Genomic DNA, 19,876 nt, shown 5'->3' with positions numbered 1-19,876 from the left:
TGCCGGCAAGGGGCGGGCAACCGGCAGGTCGGGACCGCAACGACCGTCCGGAATGTCCGTAGCCGGCGTTGGAGCATGATCCCGGAGAGTCGCGGATTTTCGCACAAAGATCATGCGACGAAACAAAGAGATGGAGCGGAATGCCGGTTCATCCTGATCGCATTCCGCTCTGATTCAGCGCAAAAGCGACGAGGGAGGATCGACCATGTCGCTGGAGCCTCTTCTCGCCGAGTCGGCGCCGATTCCCGGGCATGCACTGGCGGCGCTGGCGGCCCTGGTGCTCGGTGCCGCGCAATTCGCGCTGCCGAAGGGCACCTTGCGCCATCGCGCGGTGGGCTTCATTTGGGCCGGCCTCATGCTTTTCGTCGCGGCGAGCGGGTTCTGGATTCACGAGATCCGGCTCATCGGGCTGTGGAGCCCGATCCATCTTCTGTCTGTGCTCGTGCTGATGACCGTGCCGCTCGCCGTCTGGCATGCGCATCGGCACCGCGTCGACCGGCACCGGAAGGCGATGATCTCGCTTTATCTGCTTGCCCTCGTCGGCGCGGGACTTTTCACCCTGCTGCCAGGCAGGGTGATGCATCAGGTGGTGTTCGGCGGATAGGGATCGGCCGCGGCTCATGCGACGGCGGGGCCGGGATCGTCGGAATTGGTCGGGGGCCGCGCGGCCGTCCCCTGTAAAAGGGGTCCCGCGTCGTGGACAAGGCGCAGGCGTGGCGCTGCATAGGCGCCGGACAGCTTGCTCCGCGCATGGCGGGCCGCCTCCGGCTGATAGACGACCTCCAGCACCGTCATCGCCGTCGCCTGCCCGCTGTTCTGCATGACGGCGAAGGACTGGCCTTCGGCCAGGCCGAGCAGCGCCAGGCCGCGCGGCTGCCGGATCGGCAGGATCGAGCCGACCAGCCCATGCATCTCGTCATGGCTGATGACGCGGGTCTGCACAGGTCCGTCGCCGGCCCGGTAGCGGACGCGACTGTTCAGCGTGACCACACCGGCCGGAATATCCTCGTGAAGGACGACCCGGGCGGCGGCGAGTTTTGCCGCGATGATCGGGCGAAGCGGGTCGTCACGCCCCAGGCAGCGCCTGAGCATGACCTCGAGGATGGCCAAATCCTTGGTCGTGAGCAGGCAGGGCTGATCAGGGCGCATCGCCGGCCTCCCGCCGCGCCGCGGCGTCGTCGGCGGTCGGGAATTTACGACGGCGCGTCCTCCCGGGCAGCCGCCGGTCCGATCCGGCGGTGCAGGATGGCGATCCCGGCCGGAGTCCGCTGCTGGGTCCGGCCCCGTCTTCGCCTCGATGGATCGCGCTCATCGGGCGGCGGCGCTCCGATCCCCGGGCCGGGCAGTGTCTTCGCTCCCGACCCGAACAACCGTCAGATCGTGGCGACGGCCGTTGCGGTCCGTCCAGTCGATCGACTGGCCCGCGGAAAGACCAAGCAGAGCGGCACCGACCGGCGTGAGCACCGAGACCCTGCCGAGCGCGATGTCGGCTTCCGCCGGATAGACGAGGGTGACCGTCCTGGTCTCGTCGCCAGCCTGATACCGCACGGTCGATCCCATCCGCACCACCGATCCGGCGAGCCGGTGATCGTCGACGATGCGGGCACGCTCCAATTCGCCGAGCAGCGTCTCCGCCAGATCGGGGTCGCGGCTTTCGAGCGCGGTGGCGAAGGAGAGCAGGCGCTGGTGCTCCGATCTGGCGATGGTGATGGCGGGCTTGCGCCGGGCCTCGGGCAGGGTGGTCATGACATGGTTCCATGTGGCCGCATGGCGGCATTGCGCCCGCTGGGGCGATTGAACGGAAGTGAGGTGATTGCGCCGCGCCAGGCCGGGCCTGTCAGGCCCTCGGCTTATGCTTTACCACTGGCATGACCGCCCCACGGCTCGGGGCGCAGGGCCGAGCCGCGGGTTACCGTCCCGCGATGGGACAGACCCGGAAGGGAAAATCGCCTGCGATTTTCTGTGAGCCGAACATGCGCCGGATTGTTCCCGAGCCGTGTCGGGAAGTCAAGGCAAGGCGTTTGCCGGTTTTCGCCGGCGGGGCTGCAGCCGGCCGGGCTATGCCGCCATCAGCGCCCTGACGCCGTCGGCGACGAACTGCACCGCCAGCGCGGCGAGCAGCACGCCGAGCAGCCGCGTCAGGATCGAGCGGCCGGTCTGGCCGAGAAAGCGGTCGATGCGCTCGGCGAGCACGAAGACGAGATAGGTCAATGCCAGGCAGACCAGGATGATGCCGACCAGCGCACTCTTGGCGGCGATGCCTTGGAAGGTTCCGGACAGAAGCACGGTCGCCGAGATGGCGCCGGGACCGGCGATCAGCGGGATCGCCAGGGGGAAGGCGGCGATGTCCTGGATGTGGTCCTTGCTGACGGCGACGTCGGCGCTCTTTTCCTTGCGGTCCTGGCGGCGCTCGAACACCATCTCGAAGGCGATGTAGAACAGCAGCAGCCCGCCGGCGACGCGGAATGCCGGCAGCGTGATGCCGAGCACGCTCAGGATCACCGCGCCGGCGACGGCGAACAGCACCATGATCGCCGAGGCGATCAGGGTTGCCCGCACGGATACCTGGCGCCGCTCCTCGCGGTTCATGCCGCGCGTCAGCGCCAGGAACAGCGGCGCCAGCCCGGGCGGATCGATGGTGACCAGGATCGTCAGGAAGGCACTGAACAGGCTGTCGACGCTCGGCATGGCCGCTCCCCACGCAGCGAACGTAGCCGAAGGCGGGTGCCGCCGCCAGTCGCGGACGGCCCGACGCTTCCGAGGGCCGGGCGCGGCTGTCCGCGCTTGCGCCGCAATTCGGCCGCATGGTCGCCGGCATCCGCCTGCGACATTTCGCGACCCAACCTAAAGGTGTGTTTTATTTCAGGAAATTCCCGCGGGGAAAGCCCGGCGGGATTGGCCAATTCCCGCCGCTTCCTATATAAGACGACATCGATTCCCAATTCTTCGTGAAGCAATTTGACCGACCAAAACATTCCGCGCGGGCCCGACGGCCCATCCGATATCGAGCCGATCTCGATCATCGAGGAAATGCAGCGCTCCTACCTCGACTACGCCATGAGCGTGATCGTCAGCCGCGCGCTGCCCGACGTGCGCGACGGCCTGAAGCCGGTGCACCGGCGCATCCTCTATGCCTCGCATGAGAGCGGCTATCACTGGAACCGCAAATATGTGAAGTCGGCCCGCCCGGTCGCCGACGTGATGGGTAAATACCATCCGCATGGCGACGCCTCGATCTACGACGCGCTGGTCCGCATGGCGCAGGACTGGTCGATGCGCGTGCCGCTGATCGACGGGCAGGGCAATTTCGGCTCCATCGACGGCGATCCGCCGGCGGCGATGCGCTACACGGAATCGCGGCTGACCAAGGTCGCGCACGAACTGCTGGAGGATATCGACAAGGACACCGTCGACTTCCAGGAGACCTACGACGCCTCCGGCCGGGAGCCGCGCGTCCTGCCGGCGCGCTTCCCCAGCCTGCTGGTCAACGGCTCCGGCGGCATCGCCGTCGGCATGGCCACCAACATCCCGCCGCACAATCTGACGGAAGTCGTCAACGCCTGCATCGCGCTGATCGACAACCCGGCGATCGACCTGACGGATCTGATGGAGATCATCCCCGGCCCGGATTTCCCGACCGGCGGCATCATCCTCGGCCGCTCCGGCATCTACAGCGCCTATTCCACCGGCCGCGGCTCGATCATCATGCGCGGCCGCGTCCACACCGAGGAGATCCGCGGCGAGCGCGAGGCCATCATCATCACCGAGGTTCCCTATCAGGTGAACAAGGCGACGATGATCGAGAAGATGGCCGAGCTGGTGCGCGACAAGCGCATCGAAGGCATCTCCGACATCCGCGACGAGAGCGACCGCCAGGGCTACCGCGTCGTCATCGAACTGAAGCGCGACGCCAATTCCGAGGTGATCCTCAACCAGCTCTACCGCTTCACGCCGCTGCAGACCTCGTTCGGCGCCAATGTGGTGGCGCTGAACGGCGGCAAGCCGGAGGTGCTGACGCTGCTCGACGTGCTGCGCGCCTTCGTCTCCTTCCGCGAGGAGGTGATCAGCCGCCGCACGAAATACCTGCTGCGCAAGGCGCGCGACCGCGCCCACGTGCTGGTCGGCCTGGCGATCGCCGTCGCCAACATCGACGAGGTGATCAAGCTGATCCGCCATGCGCCCGATCCGCAGACGGCGCGCGAGCAGCTGATGACCCGGCGCTGGCCGTCGGCCGACGTCGAGGCGCTGATCCGCCTGATCGACGACCCGCGCCACCGCATCAACGACGACGGCACCTACAATTTGTCGGAAGAGCAGGCGCGTGCCATCCTCGCGTTGCAACTGTCGCGCCTGACCGGGCTCGGCCGCGACGAGATCGCCGACGAGCTGAACGAGATCGGCGCCGAGATTTCGGAATTCCTCGATATCCTGTCGTCGCGCGTGCGCATCCAGCAGATCGTCAAGGACGAGCTCGCGGCCGTGCGCGACGAGTTCGGCACGCCGCGCCGCACCGAGCTCGCCGACGGCGGCGCCGACATGGACGACGAGGACCTCATCCAGCGCGAGGACATGGTCGTCACGGTGACCCATGCGGGCTACATCAAGCGCGTGCCGCTGTCGATCTACCGGGCGCAGAACCGCGGCGGCAAGGGCCGCTCCGGCATGTCGACCAAGGACGAGGATTTCGTCACCCGGCTGTTCGTGGCCAACACCCACACGCCGGTGCTGTTCTTCTCCTCGCGCGGCATCGTCTACAAGGAGAAGGTCTGGCGCCTGCCGATCGGCAACCCGCAGTCGCGCGGCAAGGCGCTGATCAACCTTCTGCCGATCGAGAGCGGCGACCGCATCACCGCCATCCTGCCGCTGCCGGAGGACGAGGACAGCTGGGCCGATCTCGACGTGATGTTCGCCACCACGCGCGGCACCGTGCGGCGAAACAAGCTGTCGGACTTCGTGCAGGTCAACCGCAACGGCAAGATCGCCATGAAGCTCGAGGAGGAGGGCGACGAGATTCTCGGCGTCGAGACCTGCACCGAGCTTGACGACGTGCTGCTCACCGCCGGCTCGGGCCAGTGCATCCGCTTCGCCGTCGGCGACGTGCGCGTCTTCCAGAGCCGCAACTCCGTCGGCGTGCGCGGCATCTCGCTGGGCGACGGCGACCGGGTGATCTCGATGGCCATCCTCGAGCATGTCGACGCTTCGCCGGCCGAGCGCTCCGCCTATCTGAAGCGCTCCGTCGCCGAGCGCCGGCTGCTTTCCGGCGGCGGCGAAGAGGACGAGATCGCGCTGACCAACGAGGAGGTCGGCGAGGACGCGCAGCTTTCCGACGAGCTCTACGAAACCCTGAGGCAGCACGAGCAGTTCGTGCTGACGGTGACCGCCTACGGCTACGGCAAGCGCTCCTCCTCCTACGATTTCCGCGTCACCGGGCGCGGCGGCAAGGGCATCCGCGCCACCGACGTCTCCAAGGTCGGCGACCCCGCCAATCCGAAGGACGGCGACATCGGCCGCCTGGTCGCCGCCTTCCCGGTCGGGCATGACGACCAGATCATGCTGGTCTCCGACGGCGGCCAGGTGATCCGCGTGCCGGTCGAGGGCATCCGCTTCGCCAGCCGCGCCACCAAGGGCGTTACCATCTTCCGGACCGCCGAGGGCGAGAAGGTCGTGTCGGTCGAGCGCATCTCCGAGCCGCAGGGCGAGGGCGACGTGGCGCAGCCGGACGAGCCGCCGGCCGAAGGCTGAGGCGTCGCGGGCCCCACCCCTAACCCCTCCCCACAAGGGGGAGGGGACTTTGCGGCCGCTATGCAGCGCAAAACCGTCGACGATTAGTGCTCGGCCGAGATGCCAGCCGGTCCCCCTCCCCCCTTGAGGGGAGGGGTTAGGGGTGGGGGTAAACTCAAATGCGATAGGCCTTGCCCCTGGAGGGGTTAGCGTGGGGTACACCCATATGTGAGTGCCCTCGCATGACAGCGGCCGCGCGCCGCCGCTGCTTCACTGCCCGTTACGCAAGCCGCCCGGCACGCACTTTGCCTGTTACATTCGACCGCCACGCTGCGGCATTCCTCTTGGCGGCGCTGGGTCGTTTGCGCGCGCCGATTTCCGATGGACAGCGGAGCGGGCCATGCAGGACGTCAAGCCGCCCGAAATCGACGAGGACGGCAATGCGCTGCTCAGCGTCGACGAAGCGATCGCCATGGCGCGCGAGCTGGTGCGCAAGAAGCAGCTCAAGGCGGCGGCCGGGCTCCTTGAGAACGTCATCGAAATCGCCCCGGACAATGCCGATGCGCTGAGCTGCCTCGGGGTGGTGCGCTTTCATCTGCACGGTGCGGAAAGCAGCGTCGAGACGCTGAAGCGCGCGGCGGAGGTGGCGCCGCGCCATGCCGGCATCCGCAACAACCTCGGCAACGCCTATGTCGAGCTCGGCGATATCGACGCGGCCGTCGACGCTTACGACAAGGCGATCGAGCTCGACCCCGATCTCGCCGATCCCTACTGCAATCTCGCCTCGATCGTGAAACACGCCGGCAATGTCGGTTTTGCCGAAAAGCTGCTGCGCAAGGCGGTGGAGGTCAATCCGGAATTCGGCGTCGCCCACCAGAACCTCGCCGCCATCCTGCTCGACAGCGGCCGCGCCCGGGAGGCGATCGACCATTTCTGGAAGGCGATCGTGCATTGGCCCGACAAGGCCGTGCCGGCGCATTTCCTGGCGCTCGCCTACTGGTTCGCCGGGCTGAAGGACGTCGCCATCGACTTCGTGAAGAAGTGGGCCGATGCCAATCCCGACGACCCGCAGGCGCAGCACATGCGCGCCTCGATGACCGGCGAGAACGTGCCGGAACGGGCGCCCGACGTCTATGTCAGCAAGCTGTTCGACACGTTCGCGGGCTCGTTCGACGCCAAGCTGGAGAGCCTCGACTATCGTGCGCCGGAGATCGTCGGCGCCGCGGTGCGGGACGCGGTCGGCGCCGATGCGAGCGGACTTGCCGTGCTCGACGCCGGCTGCGGCACCGGCAAATGCGCCAAACATCTCAGGCCGCATGCCGGGCGACTGGACGGTGTGGACCTGTCGGAGGGCATGCTCGCCAAGGCCGCGAAGCTCGGTTTGTACGACCGGCTGGATCGCGCCGAGCTGACCGCCTGCCTGCAGGCCCGGCCGGACAGCTACGACGTGATCGCCTCCGCCGACACGCTCTGCTATTTCGGCCGCCTCGAGGAATTCGCTGAGGCGGCGGCGAAGGCGCTCAGGCCCGGCGGCGTGCTGGTGTTCACCGTCGAGGCGATGGACGAGGCGGACGGCTCGTTCCGGCTCGCCGTCAACGGCCGCTACACGCATTGCGAAGCCTATGTGCGGCGCTGCCTGGCGGCGGCGGGGTTTTCGGTGCGGCCGTGCAAGCGCGAGGCGCTGAGAAGCGAGAATGCCGAGCCGGTGATCGGGCTGGTCGTGACCGCGCGCAAGGCGGCGTGAGGTTTGGGATTCCGGCCGGGAAAACGCCTGTCGACCGCCACGCGGGCTCGTTTCGCCCGTTATCCCGTCGGGGATATCGGATTCTCATATCTCGGATCGGCCCGGTCGCATCGTCCAGGATCGTGTTCCGAGAGGTAGCGGAGCCGGCCGGCGGTTGCCGTCGGACCCGGCGTGCCGGGATGCCCTGCGTTTCCCCGCATGACCGCGGCCGGCGTCTTCTCGGCCCACGCGCCGCCGCTCCAGGACCGGCGTATCATGGACAAAGGTCGCCGGGAGTCCCTCAGGCGACCGCTCCGCCGCGGGCGATTGCTGAAAACGCCGGAGGCGTTTAATTCTGACAAGTCGGATCAGAATTTGACATGAGGGAGCCACCGAAATGAAAAATACATCGAAATTCTGTCGAATTGCATCGATCGCCGGCGCGGCTAGCGCGCTTTCACTGTCGTTCGGCGGCCCGGCCTGGTCCAACACGCAGATCGGCCTGCTCAAATGCGACACGTCGATCGGCATCGGCAAGATCCTCGTGCGCAAGCAGACGATGGCATGCACGTTCACACATACCAACGGCCAGGTCGAGAAGTACACCGGCACGATCCATCAGTACGGCATCGAACTCGGCGAGGTGGAGGAGGGGCATCTCGTCTGGGGCGTGTTCGCGGCCTCGCCCGCTCCGGGAAGCGGCCTGCTCGCCGGAAAATACGGCGGCGTCGCCGCTTCCGTCGCGGCTGGCATCGGGCTCGGCGTCGACGTTTTGGTCGGCGGCATCGGCAAGTCTTTCTCGCTGCAGCCGCTGGCGGTCGAGGGCGAGCCCGGCGTCGGCATCGCGGCCGGCGTCGAGGAGGTGGAGCTGGTCGCGGCGAAGTGATGGGCGGCGTGGCTGCGGGCGCCCGCATGGGCGGCAGTGTTATGCTCGGGAAGGCCGCCGAGGCCTCAAACGGATCAACACTTCGTTTCTTGACCAACTCGGCGGGGAGGAACACTCTCGCGAGGTGGAATCGGGGCGCGCGCCCCGATTCCGATACGCCTCTCGCGGGCGCTGCCGGATGGGGCCGGTTAACTCGGCTTTCTCCGGGGTAAGCTAAGGCGGTTCCATTGGAGCCTCCTGCGCTGCATCGGACGACGGCGAATCAACTGGCAAGTGCTCGCCGTCGTCCGTCGGCGATTGTAGCGATGTTCAGCCGATTCGTGTCCCTATAGTTCCTTCACATTGCGGCGAGAACCGTGCAGACGAGCCGTGGTCGATTGCGGTTCATAGATCGTATGTTTGCCCTTATATTTCATCAGCTTGTATGGAGCGGCTCGAAAGTTGACGTGGTCTGGGCAGTTGAGAAGCAGATGAACGACCGTTGCACCTCCACGGCATAGATTGAGGAGCGCGCTTCGACCGTCGTCCGCACCGTCGGAATGTACGGAGCGGCTGATCGGCCCGGCATCCCCAGGACGTCGCCAACAGTTCCCTCTTCATGCCATTGCACCCCTCCCCAAAATATGCGTTTATGACTTGAGAAAAGCTTTTCCCAACGAGCTGGCGTCCATCAAGCGGGCTTGTTGCGGGAGGATTGAGAAAAGCTTTTCCCAAGAAGAACGATGCGAGCTGGCCAAAGGGAGGAACCTATGAGCTTGCGTTTATGGAAGGCCGCGCTGGCGGGCCTGCTGGCGGCGGTCGCGCTGCCGGCGCTGGCCGAGGACCTGCAGATGTGGGAGCGCAGCGGCGGCAATGCCGGCATGGTCGACGCGCTGGTCGCGGCCTGGAACGAGAAGAACCCCGACCGCAAGATCAACCTGACCTACATCCCGCATACCGACATGGTGCCGAAGATCGCCCAGGCGATCGCCTCGGGCGAGGTGCCCGACCTGATGGGCATGGACCTGATCTACGGGCCGCAGTTCGAGGCGGCGGGGCAGCTCGTCGACATCACCGACAAGGTCAAGGACTGGCCCGAGTTGAAAACCGCCGTTCAAGGCCACATGGCGGTGTCGACCTATGAGGGCCGGATCTACGGCGTGCCGCTCTATGCCGACGTGTCGGCGCTGTTCTACAACAAGGACCTGTTCAGGAAGGCCGGGCTCGACCCGGAGAAGCCGCCGACGAATCTGGCCGAGATCCGCGAGTATGCCGACAAGATCACCGCGCTCGGCGGCGACGTGAAGGGCTATTTCCTGGCCGGCTCCTGCGCCGGCTGCAACATCTTCACCGTCGCGCCGCTGATGTGGGCGGCCGGCGCCACCGTCGAGCCGGAAGCTGCCAATGGCGAGCCGCTCGACGGCGACGGCGTCAAGGAAGTGCTGCAATGGGCCCGCGACATGGTCAAGGCGGGCAACGTGCACGAGGACGCGCGCGCCGAGACGGGCGAGACGTTCCACCTGCGCTTCGGCTCCGGCAAGATCGGCATGATGGGCACCGGCAACTTCAACATCACGCTGGCCAAGGAGCAGAATCCGTCGATGGATTTCGGCATCGCGCTGCTGCCGGGCGTGACCAGCGGCCAGGTCTCGTCCTTTGCCGGCGGCGATATCGTCACCATCCCCAAGGGCAGCAAGCGCGTCGACGACGCGGTCGACTTCATGAAGTTCCTGCTGTCAGACGAGACCCAGGTCGAGGTCTACGCAAAAATGCTGAACATGACGACGCGCGGCGACATGACCGAGAACAAGTATTTCGCCGCCGAGCCGAAGGTGCAGCAGGTCGCCAAGGCGATCGCGGTCGCCAAGACCCCCTACACGCTGAAGTTCTTCGAGCTGATCAACTCGCCGCAGGGACCGTGGCTGCAGATGCTGCAGCGCGCCTATTACGAGGACACCGACCTCGACACGATCATTGCCGATGCCAAGGCGCAGATGAAGGCGATCGCCGCCGAATAAAGGCGTGCTTCGCCGAGGGCCGCGGCGGCGCCTGGGGCCGGCGCCGCGGCCCGTTTCGAGCAATCCTGTCCGGCTCGCCGGACGCGCAGCCGAGCAGGGTCCATGCAGAGCGGTAAAAGCAGATATGTCGGGCTTCTCTACGTCGCGCCGGCGCTCGCCTTCGTGCTGGTCTTCACCGTCTATCCGCTCGCCCAGATGGCGTGGATGTCGCTGCACAACTGGTCGCTGATCGCCGACAAGAAGTTCATCGGCTTCGGCAATTTCGTCCGGGCATGGAACGACCCGCAGTTCTGGATGTCGCTCGGCTTCACGCTGAAATACACGCTGCTGATCACGCCGATCCTGATGATCGCCGGCTACCTCATCGCGCTGCTGACGGCCGAGAACCGGCCGCTGAGGCAATTCACCCGCAGCGTCGTGTTCGCGCCGGTGGTGATCGGGCTCGGCGCCTCCAGCCTGCTCTGGTACTGGCTGTTCAGCTATGATTTCGGGCTGATCAACCGGGCGCTGATCGATCTCGGCGTGATCGCCAGGCCCGTCGTCTGGTTCGGCGCCGACGCTGACATCTCCATGTGGGCGGTGATCGCCTCGATCGTCTGGAAGGTGGTCGGCTTCGGCACCATCCTGTTCGTCGCCGCCATCCACGCCATCCCGCAGGACATCGGCGAGGCGGCCATGGTCGACGGCGCCAGCTACTGGCAGCGCGTGCGCATGATCGTCCTGCCGCTCACCGCCCGAACCATCCTGCTGGTCACGCTGGTCAGCGTCATCGGCTCGCTGCTCGCCTTCGACCAGTTCTACATCATGACGGCCGGCCAGCCGCGCAACCTGACGGCGACGTCGGTGTTCCTGATCTACCTGAACTCCTTCCCCTATCTGAAGCTCGGCTACGGCGCGGCGCTGTCGCTGATCCTGGCCGGCATCATCCTGGTCTGCACGGTTTTGCAGATGCTGCTCAGCCGCCGGAGCCACGCATGAGCGCCTTCGACGACGCCGCGATGCGCGACCTGGCGCGGTCCCCAGCCCACCGCGGGGCAAGGGCGGGGCTGGTGGCCGGCTTCGTCGAGGGCAGGCAGAAATACCTCGTCGCCGCGCTCTGCGTGGCGCTGTGCACGGTCATGCTGCTGCCGCTGGTCGCCTCGGTGCTCGCCTCGCTGAAGTCGACGCAGGAGGCGGCCGCGGTGCCGCCGACCTATTTTCCGCATGCCCTCAGCCTCGACAGCTATGAGCGGCTGTGGAACTACCAGGCCGGCCTGCCGACCTATTTCGCCAACAGCCTGGGTGCGGCGCTGCTCACCATCGTCTTCTGCCTGGCGCTGACTGTGCCCGCCGGCTACGGGCTGGCGAAATTCCGCATTCCCGGCAAGGAGGCGCTGTTCGTCATCCTCCTGGTCGGCCTGATCGTGCCCTACCAGGCGCTGCTGACGCCGCTGTTCTTCCTGTTCGTCGAGCTAAAACTGCACAATTCGCTGGTCGGGCTCGCCATCGTCCACACCGCCATCCAGCTGCCGTTCAGCATCTACGTCATGCGCAACGCCTTCGAGGCGGTGCCGCGCGAGCTGGAGGAAGCCGCCATCATGGACGGCTGCAACAGTTTTCAGGTGCTGACGCGCATCTGCCTGCCGGCGGTGGTGCCGGCGATGATCACGGTGTCGCTGTTCGCCTTCATCACCTCGTGGAACGAGTTGTTGGCGGCGCTGGTGATCATGAACAAGGATTCCTCCTTCACCCTGCCGCTGATCCTCGCCGCGGCCCGGCAGCAGACCAGCATCGGCGGCACCGACTGGGGCATGCTGCAGGCCGGCATCACCGTCTCGATCATCCCCTGCATGGCCTTCTACCTGCTCTTGCAGAAATACTACATGGCCGGCTTCCTCAACGGCGCGGTCAAGTAGCATGCAGGATTCCGACCCGCCGGTTGTGGAAACGCGTGTGCCGGGCGCCGCCTTCGGCGGGGCGCCGACCATCCGCGATGTCGCGCGCATCGCCAACGTGTCGATCGGCACGGCGTCGAAGGCGCTGAACGCCGGCGGGCGGCTCAGCCAGGAGACGCGCGAAAAGGTGCTGCGCGTCGCCCGCGAGATCGGCTACCGGCCGAACGACCTGGCGCAGAGCCTGCACCGGGCGAAGTCGCGCACCATCGGCATCATCTCCAACGACAGTTTCGGCCGCTTCACCTTCCCGATCGTCGAGGCACTGGAGAACCGGCTGGCCGAGGAGGGGATCGCGGTGTTCATGTGCAACGCCACCGACGATCCGGCGCGCGAGCGCCAGCATCTCGACCAGTTGCTGGGCAAGCGCATCGACGGGCTGGTGGTGACGGCGCGGCGTGCCGACAAGCGGCCGCCGATCGGGCCGCTGGCGCACGGGCTGCCCGTCGTCTACGTGTTCTCGCAGGCCGACGATCCCGGCGCGCTGTCGCTGCTTCCCGACGACGTGGGCGGGGCGGTGCTGGCGGTCGGCCATCTCGCCGCGCTCGGGCGAAAACGCATCGCCCACATCACCGGGCCGGAGCATTTCGAGGCGGTGCGGCTGCGGCGACAAGGCTATCGCTCCGCCCTGTCCCGGGCGGGACTTGCCGAGATCGACGGCTTCTACCGCCCGGGCGTCTGGTCGGAAGCCTGGGGCAGGGAGGTGGCCGCGGAGCTTTTCGCGCGGCGGGAAAAGCCCGACGCCATCTTCTGCGGCAACGACCAGATCGCCCGCGGCACCGCCGACGCCTTGCGCGAGATGGGGGTCGCGGTGCCCGGCGACGTCGCCATCGTCGGCTTCGACAATTGGGACGTGATGGCGCTGGCGGCGCGGCCGCCGCTCACCAGCATCGACATGAACCTCAAGGCGCTGGGCCGCGAGGCCGGCGACAGCCTGCTCGAGATGATCGCCGGCCGAAAACTGAGCGGCGTCGAGCGCCGGCCGTGCTCGCTGGTCGTGCGCGAGTCGTCTGTCGGGGGAGGCGGGGGGTGAGCCGAGCGCGTCTTTCAGCCCCACTCCTAACTCCTCCCTATAAGGCAGGGCAATCGCATGTGGCAAACGGCGAGGAATGCGGTGGTGGCTTACCCCCACCCCTAACCCCTCCCCACAAGGGCGAGGGGACTTTGCTGCCGGAATGCCATGCGAAACCGTTGACGATTGTCGCCTGGCGGAGAGGCCAGCCAGTCCCCCTCCCCCTTGTGGGGAGGGGTTAGGGGTGGGGGTGAGCTCATACGCGATTGCCCTGCCCACAAGGACGAGGGGCTAGAGGTGGCTTCGAAAGGAGAGACATGATGGGCACGTTCAGGCCGGTTCGTTTCGTCGACGTGGCGCTGGAGGGGCAGTTCTGGCGCGAGCGGCTGGAGACGGTGCTGACGAAGACCATCCCGAGCCAGCACGTCCAGCTCGGCAGGCACGGCATCCTGGAAGCGCTGACCTTGCCGAACCCGCCGCCGCCGCTGCGCTTTCCCCGCAACGAGCACAATTTCACCGTCCAGGTGTTCTGGGACTCCGACGTCGGCAAATGGATCGAGGCGGCGTCCTATGCGCTGTCGCACCGACGCGACGCCGACATCGAGGCGAAGATCGAGGCGATCACCGACGATCTGGAAAGAGCACAGGCGCCGGACGGCTATCTCAACTGCTGGTATCTTCAGCGCGAGCCCGACAGGCGCTGGACCAATCTGCGCGACAATCACGAGCTCTACAATCTCGGCCATTTGCTGGAGGGCGGCATCGCCTATTTCCTGGCTACCGGCCGGCGCCGGCTGCTCGACATTCTTGAGCGCTATGTCGAGCATGTGCGGAAAACCTTCGGGCCGGAGCCGGGCCAGAAGCGCGGCTATGACGGCCACCAGGAGATCGAGCTGGCGCTGGTCAAGCTCTACCGCATCACCGGCGAGCGCAGACATCTCGATCTTGCCGCCTATTTTATCGACGAACGCGGCCGAAAACCGCATTATTTCGACCAGGAAGCGGTCGATCGCGGCGAAAAACCGACGGACTTCTGGGCAAAAAGCTACGAGTACAACCAATCGCACAAGCCGGTGCGCGAGCAGACCAAGGTGGTCGGCCACGCGGTCCGGGCGATGTACATGTTTTCCGCCATGGCCGATCTCGCCGCCGAACTGAAGGACGACAGCCTCAAGCGCGCCTGCGAGGTGCTGTGGGCCGACGTCATGGCCTCCAAGATCTATATCACCTCCGGCCTCGGCCCGGCCGCCGCGAACGAGGGTTTCACCGAGGACTACGATTTGCCCAACGACACGGCCTATGCCGAGACCTGCGCATCGGTGGCGCTGATCTTCTGGGCGCAGCGCATGCTGCATCTCGACCTCGACGGAAAATATGCCGACATGCTGGAGCAGGCCCTGTTCAACAATGCGCTGGGCGGCCTGTCGCGCGACGGCGAGCATTATTTCTACTCCAACCCGCTGGACAGCGACGGCCGCCACAGCCGTTGGGCCTGGCACACTTGCCCGTGCTGCACGATGAACGCCTCGCGCCTGATCGCCTCGGTCGGCGGCTATTTCGTCTCGGCGAGCGACGATGCCGTCGCCTTCCATCTCTATGGCGGCATTTCGACGGAGGTCGACCTGGCCGGTGGCAAGGTTCTCCTGCGCGAGACCAGCGCCTATCCGTGGTCAGGCTCGATCCGCATCGAGGTGACCCCGCAGGCGCCTTTTGACTTCACGGTGAAGCTGCGCATCCCCGGCTGGGCCGGTGGCGCCGAGGTTTCGGTCAATGGCGAACCGGTCGAGGTCGCCGCCTCGGTGGAGAACGGCTACCTGTCGGTCTCGCGCCTCTGGCAAGCCGGCGACAGGATCGCGCTGGAGCTGCCGATGCCCGCCGAGCGCATCTACGCCCATCCGCTGGTGAAGGAGAATGTCGGCCGGGTGGCGCTGAAGCGCGGGCCGCTCGTCTACTGCGTCGAGGAGACCGACAATCCCGGCGGGCGCGTCCAGCAACTGCAGCTGCCGCGGGACGCCAGTATCGATGTGGAGGAACGTCGCGACCTGTTCGACGGCGTCGTCGTTCTCGCGGCGGATGCCCGGCGACTGACGGACGCCGGCTGGGATCAGTCGCTCTACCGCACCCGGCCTCCCGAAGCGCAGCCAGCACGGCTGACGGCCGTGCCCTATTATCTGTGGAACAACCGGGAGAAGGGGTCGATGCAGGTCTGGATTTCGGAGGGTTGAAGCGGCGCTTCCGATCCGGGAGCCGTTCAGGCCTGCGAGCGCGTCATAGGTGAAATCGGCTGCGTCCGGACGGGCGGCAAACCACGGCTGAATTTGAGAGCAAGACGTCGAGCCTGCCTCAAACGGGCGGCGGGAGGCCGCTAGACGATGCCATGCTTTCTCAGAAGCGCCTGCTCGTCGCCCGACACCCAGCCGAAAACCTTCGGCCCTCCGTCCAGGCTCTGAACGAGGTAGTGGACGTCGAAATCGATCGCTGTGTCCGGCTGGTCCTTGCGGGCATAGGTTGCGGTCCAGGCGACATGCGCCACGCAATGAAGTTCGTCTATTTCGGAGAGGCGGATTTTGCGTATCCGCATCTCCTTGGTGCCTATCGCCCGATAATGCGAATAGCCTTGCGCCATGACCTGCTTGAGCCGGTCGTCGTTCTTTCCGGTCATGACCCCGGCGGGCGAGGCCGCGATGAAATCGGAGGCATACAGCGATGCGATCTCATCCGTGTCCATGTCGCCGCCGAGGGACCCATTGAAAAAACGCTCGTATCGCTCGAACAGCTTCCTTACGGCACTCTCCATCGGCCTGGTCTCCGATTGCGGTCTGGCAGTATGGCTGCAATGACCGCGGCCACCAATAGGGGCTCCTGCCGCAATGAGGGCATCGGAAATACCCCCACCCCTACCTCTCCCCTCAAGGGGGAGGGGCTGGCTGGCTTGTCCTCTTGACGCTAATCGTCGACGATTTTGCGCGGCAGGGCGTTCGCCAAGTACCCCTCCCCCTCAAGGGGGAGGGGTAGGGGTGGGCGTGTCGTGCGGCGGACGGTTCCCGAATTTTTCGTATGCGACTATCTTCACAGCGCAATGAGGGCAATCGCACTTACCCCCGCAGCCGCTTGCCTTCCGGATCGAAAAGCGGCCGCTCCAGCAGCACCGCGTCGTGCGGCCGGCCGAGGATGGCGACGTGCAGCGCGTCGCCGGGTTTCGCCGAGCCGGCCTTGATGTAGCCAAGCGCCAGCGATTTTCCGACGAAATAGCCATAGGCGCCCGACGTCACCTGGCCGACCGGCGTGCCGTCGGGCAAAAAGATCGGCTCGCCGCCGGTGGCGTCCGCATCCCTCGCCTCGATGGCGATCGTGACCAGCGTGTCGCGGGCGGGGCGATCGGCCAGCGCGGCATAGGCGTCGCGGTTGAGGAAGTCGCCCTTGTCCAGCTTGATCAGGCGGTCGAAGCCGGTCTCCTGTGGCCAGTATTCCGGCGAATATTCTCGGCCCCAGCTGCCATACCCCTTCTCCACCCGCAGCGACATCAGCGCCCGCGAGCCGACCGGCCCGGCGCCGAGCTCGCGCCCGGCTTCGAGCAGCGCGCCATAGAGCGCGACCTGGTCGTCGGCCGCGCAATGCAGCTCCCAGCCGAGGTCACCGGTGAAGGAGACGCGCAGCGCCACCGCGTCGATGCCGGCGACCGTGATGCGGCGCGAGCGCATGAACGGGAAGGCGACGCTGGACAGATCGTCGTTGGTGAGGCGCGAAAGCAGCTCGCGCGATTTCGGGCCGGCGACGTTGAAGCCGCACAGCGCCTCGGTGCGCGAGCGGAATGTTGTGCCTTCGGGCAGCGGCACCGCCTGGAAAAAGCGCTGATGATAGCGCTCGGCCATGCCGGAGCCGATCACCATGAATTCGTCGGCACCGAGCCGCGTCACCGTGAAATCGCCGGCGATGCCGCCGCGCCTGCCGATCAGCGGCGTCAGGCAGGAGCGGCCGATCCCGGTCGGCATGCGGTTGGCGAACAGCGCGTTCAGCCAGGCCTCGGCGCCGGGGCCGCGAACCTCGTATTTGGCGAAGTTGGAGATATCGATGATGCCGGCGTTCTCGCGCAGCATGCGCGCCTCGCGCCCGACCGGCTCCCACCAGTTCTGCCTGGAAAAACCGACCGTCTCCTCGCGCGGTTCGCCGTCGGCCGAGAACCACAGCGGATGCTCCCAGCCGAAATTCAGGCCGAAGACCGCGCCCATGTCCTTCTGCATCGCATAGGCGGGCCGCGTGCGCACCGGCCGGCCGGCGGCGCGCTCCTCGTTGGGGAAGTGGATCTTGAAGCGGTGGCTGTACTGGTCCTGCACCCGCGCCCTGGTAAAGGCCTTGCCGGCCCAGCCGCCGAAGCGGGCGAGATCCCAGCCGAACATGTCGAGCGACGGCTCGCCCTCGATCATCCACTCGGCGGCGAGCCGTCCCAGCCCGCCCGATTGCGAGAAGCCGGGGATGATACCGTTGCAGCAGAAATAGTTGGAGAGTTCCGGGACCGGGCCGAACAGGGCAGCGCTGTCGGGCGACCAGATCATCGGGCCGTTGATCACCCGCTTCACCCCCGCCGTGCCGGCCGCCGGCACGCGCGCGATGGCGCGCATCATGTTCTCCTCGATACGCTCGAGGTCGTCGGGGAAGAGTTCGTGGCCGAAGTCTTGCGGCGTGCCGTTCTCGGCCCAGAATTTCATGTTGCGCTCATAGGCGCCGATCAGCAGGCCAAGCCCTTCCTGACGCAGGTAATATTCGCCGTCGCGATCCGCGACCGAGGGCAGCCGTCGGCCGAGGTCCGCGATCTCAGGAATTGTCTCGGTGACGAAATACTGGTGCTCGGTCGGAATCAGCGGCAGCTCGATCCCCGCCATCGCCGCCACCTCGCGCCCCCACAGGCCGGCGGCATTGACAACCCAGTCGGTGCGGATGTCGCCCTTCGGCGTGCGCACGATCCACGAGCCGTCCGGCTGGAACTCCGTGCCAATGACGGGGGTGAAGCGGTGGATTTCGGCGCCGCGCTGGCGGGCGCCGGCGGCATAGGCCATGGTCACGCCGGACGGGTCGACATTGCCGCCTTCCGGCTCGTACATGATGCAGCGGACGCCGTCGAAATCGACCAGCGGGTGCAGCCGCTCGGCCTCGTCGCGGCCGATCCCGAAAAAGTTCATCCCGTAGCGGCGCGCCTTGGCTTCCTGCAGGCGCAGCTGATGCTCGCGCGCCTCGGTCTGGGCGAGGTAGAGCGAGCCCGGCTGGAAGATGCCGCAGCCCTGGCCGGTCTCCGCCTCCAGCTCCTTGTAGAGCGCCATGGTGTAGTGCTGCAGCCGGCTGATGTTGGTGGAATCGTGCAGCCCGTGGATGTTGGCGGCGGCATGCCAGGTGGAGCCGGACGTCAGCTCGTCGCGCTCGAGAAGCACGACGTCGCTCCAGCCGAGCTTGGCGAGGTGGTAGAGGATGGAGCAGCCGACCAGCCCGCCGCCGATGACGACTGCCTGTGCATGAGTGCGCATTCCCGAATCCTCCTGCGCCGCCGTCGCGGCGGGGCGCGGGCGGACAAGGAAGGGTGGGCGCCCGCCTGGCCGATGCCCCTGAATTGCTGATGGTTGCTATGTAGAGAACGCAGCGAAGTGCTGTAAAGTCGAGCTGTTGGCAGGATCGCTTGGGAATGGCCAATAAAAACGGGGTCATAGAGCCTCGGAAAATGGCCCGTGACGTTACTCGTTCTCCGCCTGCGCCCGCGCCAGGATCCACTCCTTCACCGTCTTCACGACATTGCCTTTCGACAGCCGGCTTTCCGATAGGTAATACGCCCACGGGCTGGGCGGCCGCACCGGGAACGGTTCGACGAGCAGGCCGCGCTCGAGATAGCGCCGGGCGAGCGACAGCTGCGTGGCGACGCAGCCGGCGCCGTTCGCCGCGAGCTCCAGCGCGATGTTGGAGGAGTTGGTGGCAAATCCCTTGTCGCGCTCCGAAATGTCGATGCCCAGCGCCTCGCCCATGCACTGCCAGTATTCCTGCCGGCCGTGGACGGAGATCCGGTCGAGCTTCAGGATGTCGGGAGGCGCCTGCAGGATACCGGCAAAGGTGGGCGCGCACAGCAGCACCAGCCGGTCGTCCCACAGGACGACGCTGTCGGGCGGGCGGTCGTCGAAGCGCCGCGTCGAGACGACGAGATCGGCCAGCGGCTCGGTGAGGTCGTCCCAGATCGTCCCGTGCAGCACCACCTCGATGGCCGGATGCTCGCGGCGGAAGGCGGCCATGCAGCCCGCCAGCCAGTTTTCCGCAAGGCTCGTCGGGCAGGAGACGACGACGGTCCTCTTGCGCGCCGAAGCGACCACCGCCTCGGTCGCCTGGTCGATCTGGTCGAGCGCTTGCCGCAAGGTGGGCAGGAAGGCTTCGCCCATCTCGGTGAGCTTCAGGCTGCGCGGATAGCGGATGAAGAGCTGCCGGCCGATATGCTGCTCGAGCGAGCGGATATGGGCGCTGATCGCCGCCTGCGTGTAGCCAAGCTCCTTCGCTGCCGTGGTGAAGCTCAGATGCCTGGCTGCGCATTCGAACGAGCGGATGTAGGTGAGCGGGGGCGGCGGCTTCATAGCGAAC

Annotated in this window: 15 protein-coding genes; 9 read left to right on the top strand and 6 right to left on the bottom strand. The window is 66.5% G+C overall.

Annotated elements, in window-relative coordinates:
* Positions 1-205 precede the first annotated feature (205 nt).
* Positions 206-604 carry a DUF2306 domain-containing protein gene (locus tag AC5JDC_RS23045; protein ID WP_495844924.1) on the top strand — a complete coding sequence of 133 codons (399 nt, stop codon included), beginning with the start codon at positions 206-208 and terminating at the stop codon, positions 602-604.
* Positions 605-618: 14 nt separating this feature from the next.
* On the opposite strand, the gene AC5JDC_RS23040 is transcribed toward AC5JDC_RS23045, so the two are convergent.
* The 3 genes from AC5JDC_RS23040 to AC5JDC_RS23030 all read right to left on the bottom strand — a co-directional run bounded on the left by AC5JDC_RS23040 (position 619) and on the right by AC5JDC_RS23030 (position 2,688).
* A complete protein-coding gene (locus tag AC5JDC_RS23040; RefSeq protein WP_495844922.1) occupies positions 619-1,149 on the bottom strand; it encodes a GreA/GreB family elongation factor in 531 nt (176 codons plus the stop codon).
* A 159-nt stretch (positions 1,150-1,308) separates the two neighbouring features.
* Positions 1,309-1,746, bottom strand: a complete 438-nt coding sequence (gene rnk / locus AC5JDC_RS23035) for a nucleoside diphosphate kinase regulator (RefSeq protein ID WP_495844920.1) — start codon at positions 1,744-1,746, stop codon at positions 1,309-1,311.
* A 312-nt stretch (positions 1,747-2,058) separates the two neighbouring features.
* Positions 2,059-2,688, bottom strand: a complete 630-nt coding sequence (locus AC5JDC_RS23030; protein WP_106770359.1) for a MarC family protein — start codon at positions 2,686-2,688, stop codon at positions 2,059-2,061.
* A gap of 270 nt (positions 2,689-2,958) precedes the next feature.
* Between AC5JDC_RS23030 and gyrA the strand changes: the two genes are divergently transcribed.
* From gyrA to AC5JDC_RS22990, 8 genes are all read left to right on the top strand, one after another.
* Positions 2,959-5,742, top strand: a complete 2,784-nt coding sequence (gene gyrA / locus AC5JDC_RS23025; protein WP_495844918.1) for a DNA gyrase subunit A — start codon at positions 2,959-2,961, stop codon at positions 5,740-5,742.
* Positions 5,743-6,121: 379 nt separating this feature from the next.
* On the top strand, positions 6,122-7,465 hold the full coding sequence (locus AC5JDC_RS23020) for a tetratricopeptide repeat protein (protein ID WP_495844916.1): 1,344 nt from the start codon (positions 6,122-6,124) through the stop codon (positions 7,463-7,465).
* A gap of 376 nt (positions 7,466-7,841) precedes the next feature.
* Complete coding sequence (locus tag AC5JDC_RS23015; protein WP_495844914.1) at positions 7,842-8,330, top strand: DUF992 domain-containing protein; 489 nt, start codon at positions 7,842-7,844, stop codon at positions 8,328-8,330.
* A 749-nt stretch (positions 8,331-9,079) separates the two neighbouring features.
* Positions 9,080-10,327, top strand: coding sequence for an ABC transporter substrate-binding protein (locus AC5JDC_RS23010; RefSeq protein ID WP_106770354.1), 1,248 nt, complete (start codon positions 9,080-9,082; stop codon positions 10,325-10,327).
* Positions 10,328-10,429: 102 nt separating this feature from the next.
* Positions 10,430-11,305, top strand: a complete 876-nt coding sequence (locus AC5JDC_RS23005; protein ID WP_495844911.1) for a carbohydrate ABC transporter permease — start codon at positions 10,430-10,432, stop codon at positions 11,303-11,305.
* On the top strand, positions 11,302-12,222 hold the full coding sequence (locus AC5JDC_RS23000) for a carbohydrate ABC transporter permease (RefSeq protein WP_495844908.1): 921 nt from the start codon (positions 11,302-11,304) through the stop codon (positions 12,220-12,222). The genes AC5JDC_RS23005 and AC5JDC_RS23000 overlap by 4 nt, the downstream gene beginning before the upstream one ends.
* A 1-nt stretch (position 12,223) precedes the next feature.
* Positions 12,224-13,291: a LacI family DNA-binding transcriptional regulator gene (locus tag AC5JDC_RS22995; RefSeq protein WP_495844906.1), complete on the top strand. Its 1,068-nt coding sequence runs from the start codon at positions 12,224-12,226 to the stop codon at positions 13,289-13,291.
* Positions 13,292-13,590: 299 nt separating this feature from the next.
* Positions 13,591-15,495 (top strand): glycoside hydrolase family 127 protein, encoded by a 1,905-nt coding sequence (locus tag AC5JDC_RS22990; RefSeq protein WP_495844905.1) that lies wholly within the window; start codon positions 13,591-13,593, stop codon positions 15,493-15,495.
* A 140-nt stretch (positions 15,496-15,635) separates the two neighbouring features.
* On the opposite strand, the gene AC5JDC_RS22985 is transcribed toward AC5JDC_RS22990, so the two are convergent.
* The 3 genes from AC5JDC_RS22985 to AC5JDC_RS22975 all read right to left on the bottom strand — a co-directional run bounded on the left by AC5JDC_RS22985 (position 15,636) and on the right by AC5JDC_RS22975 (position 19,869).
* Positions 15,636-16,067, bottom strand: coding sequence for a DUF6841 family protein (locus AC5JDC_RS22985; RefSeq protein ID WP_495844903.1), 432 nt, complete (start codon positions 16,065-16,067; stop codon positions 15,636-15,638).
* 298 nt (positions 16,068-16,365) lie between these two features.
* Positions 16,366-18,786: a GcvT family protein gene (locus tag AC5JDC_RS22980; protein ID WP_495844901.1), complete on the bottom strand. Its 2,421-nt coding sequence runs from the start codon at positions 18,784-18,786 to the stop codon at positions 16,366-16,368.
* A gap of 204 nt (positions 18,787-18,990) precedes the next feature.
* The gene (locus AC5JDC_RS22975) at positions 18,991-19,869 is read right to left on the bottom strand and encodes a LysR substrate-binding domain-containing protein (protein WP_495844899.1); all 879 of its coding nucleotides are present in this window, start codon (positions 19,867-19,869) and stop codon (positions 18,991-18,993) included.
* Positions 19,870-19,876: the final 7 nt, after the last annotated feature.

The sequence above is a fragment of the Kumtagia sp. genome (assembly GCF_059502445.1).
The sequence above is the reverse complement of the archived record's forward strand: the minus strand, read 5'-3'. Positions and strand labels throughout refer to the sequence as shown.

Bases quoted from the DNA above. Each gene is read 5' to 3' on its own strand.
- AC5JDC_RS23020 (WP_495844916.1), top strand. From the start codon at position 6,122: ATGCAGGACGTCAAGCCGCCCGAAATCGACGAGGACGGCAATGCGCTG.
- AC5JDC_RS22975 (WP_495844899.1), bottom strand. From the start codon at position 19,869: ATGAAGCCGCCGCCCCCGCTCACCTACATCCGCTCGTTCGAATGCGCA.
- AC5JDC_RS23010 (WP_106770354.1), top strand. From the start codon at position 9,080: ATGAGCTTGCGTTTATGGAAGGCCGCGCTGGCGGGCCTGCTGGCGGCG.
- rnk (WP_495844920.1), bottom strand. From the start codon at position 1,746: ATGACCACCCTGCCCGAGGCCCGGCGCAAGCCCGCCATCACCATCGCC.
- AC5JDC_RS23005 (WP_495844911.1), top strand. From the start codon at position 10,430: ATGCAGAGCGGTAAAAGCAGATATGTCGGGCTTCTCTACGTCGCGCCG.
- AC5JDC_RS22980 (WP_495844901.1), bottom strand. From the start codon at position 18,786: ATGCGCACTCATGCACAGGCAGTCGTCATCGGCGGCGGGCTGGTCGGC.
- AC5JDC_RS22995 (WP_495844906.1), top strand. From the start codon at position 12,224: ATGCAGGATTCCGACCCGCCGGTTGTGGAAACGCGTGTGCCGGGCGCC.
- AC5JDC_RS22985 (WP_495844903.1), bottom strand. From the start codon at position 16,067: ATGGAGAGTGCCGTAAGGAAGCTGTTCGAGCGATACGAGCGTTTTTTC.
- AC5JDC_RS23045 (WP_495844924.1), top strand. From the start codon at position 206: ATGTCGCTGGAGCCTCTTCTCGCCGAGTCGGCGCCGATTCCCGGGCAT.
- AC5JDC_RS23040 (WP_495844922.1), bottom strand. From the start codon at position 1,149: ATGCGCCCTGATCAGCCCTGCCTGCTCACGACCAAGGATTTGGCCATC.
- AC5JDC_RS22990 (WP_495844905.1), top strand. From the start codon at position 13,591: ATGGGCACGTTCAGGCCGGTTCGTTTCGTCGACGTGGCGCTGGAGGGG.
- AC5JDC_RS23015 (WP_495844914.1), top strand. From the start codon at position 7,842: ATGAAAAATACATCGAAATTCTGTCGAATTGCATCGATCGCCGGCGCG.
- AC5JDC_RS23030 (WP_106770359.1), bottom strand. From the start codon at position 2,688: ATGCCGAGCGTCGACAGCCTGTTCAGTGCCTTCCTGACGATCCTGGTC.
- AC5JDC_RS23000 (WP_495844908.1), top strand. From the start codon at position 11,302: ATGAGCGCCTTCGACGACGCCGCGATGCGCGACCTGGCGCGGTCCCCA.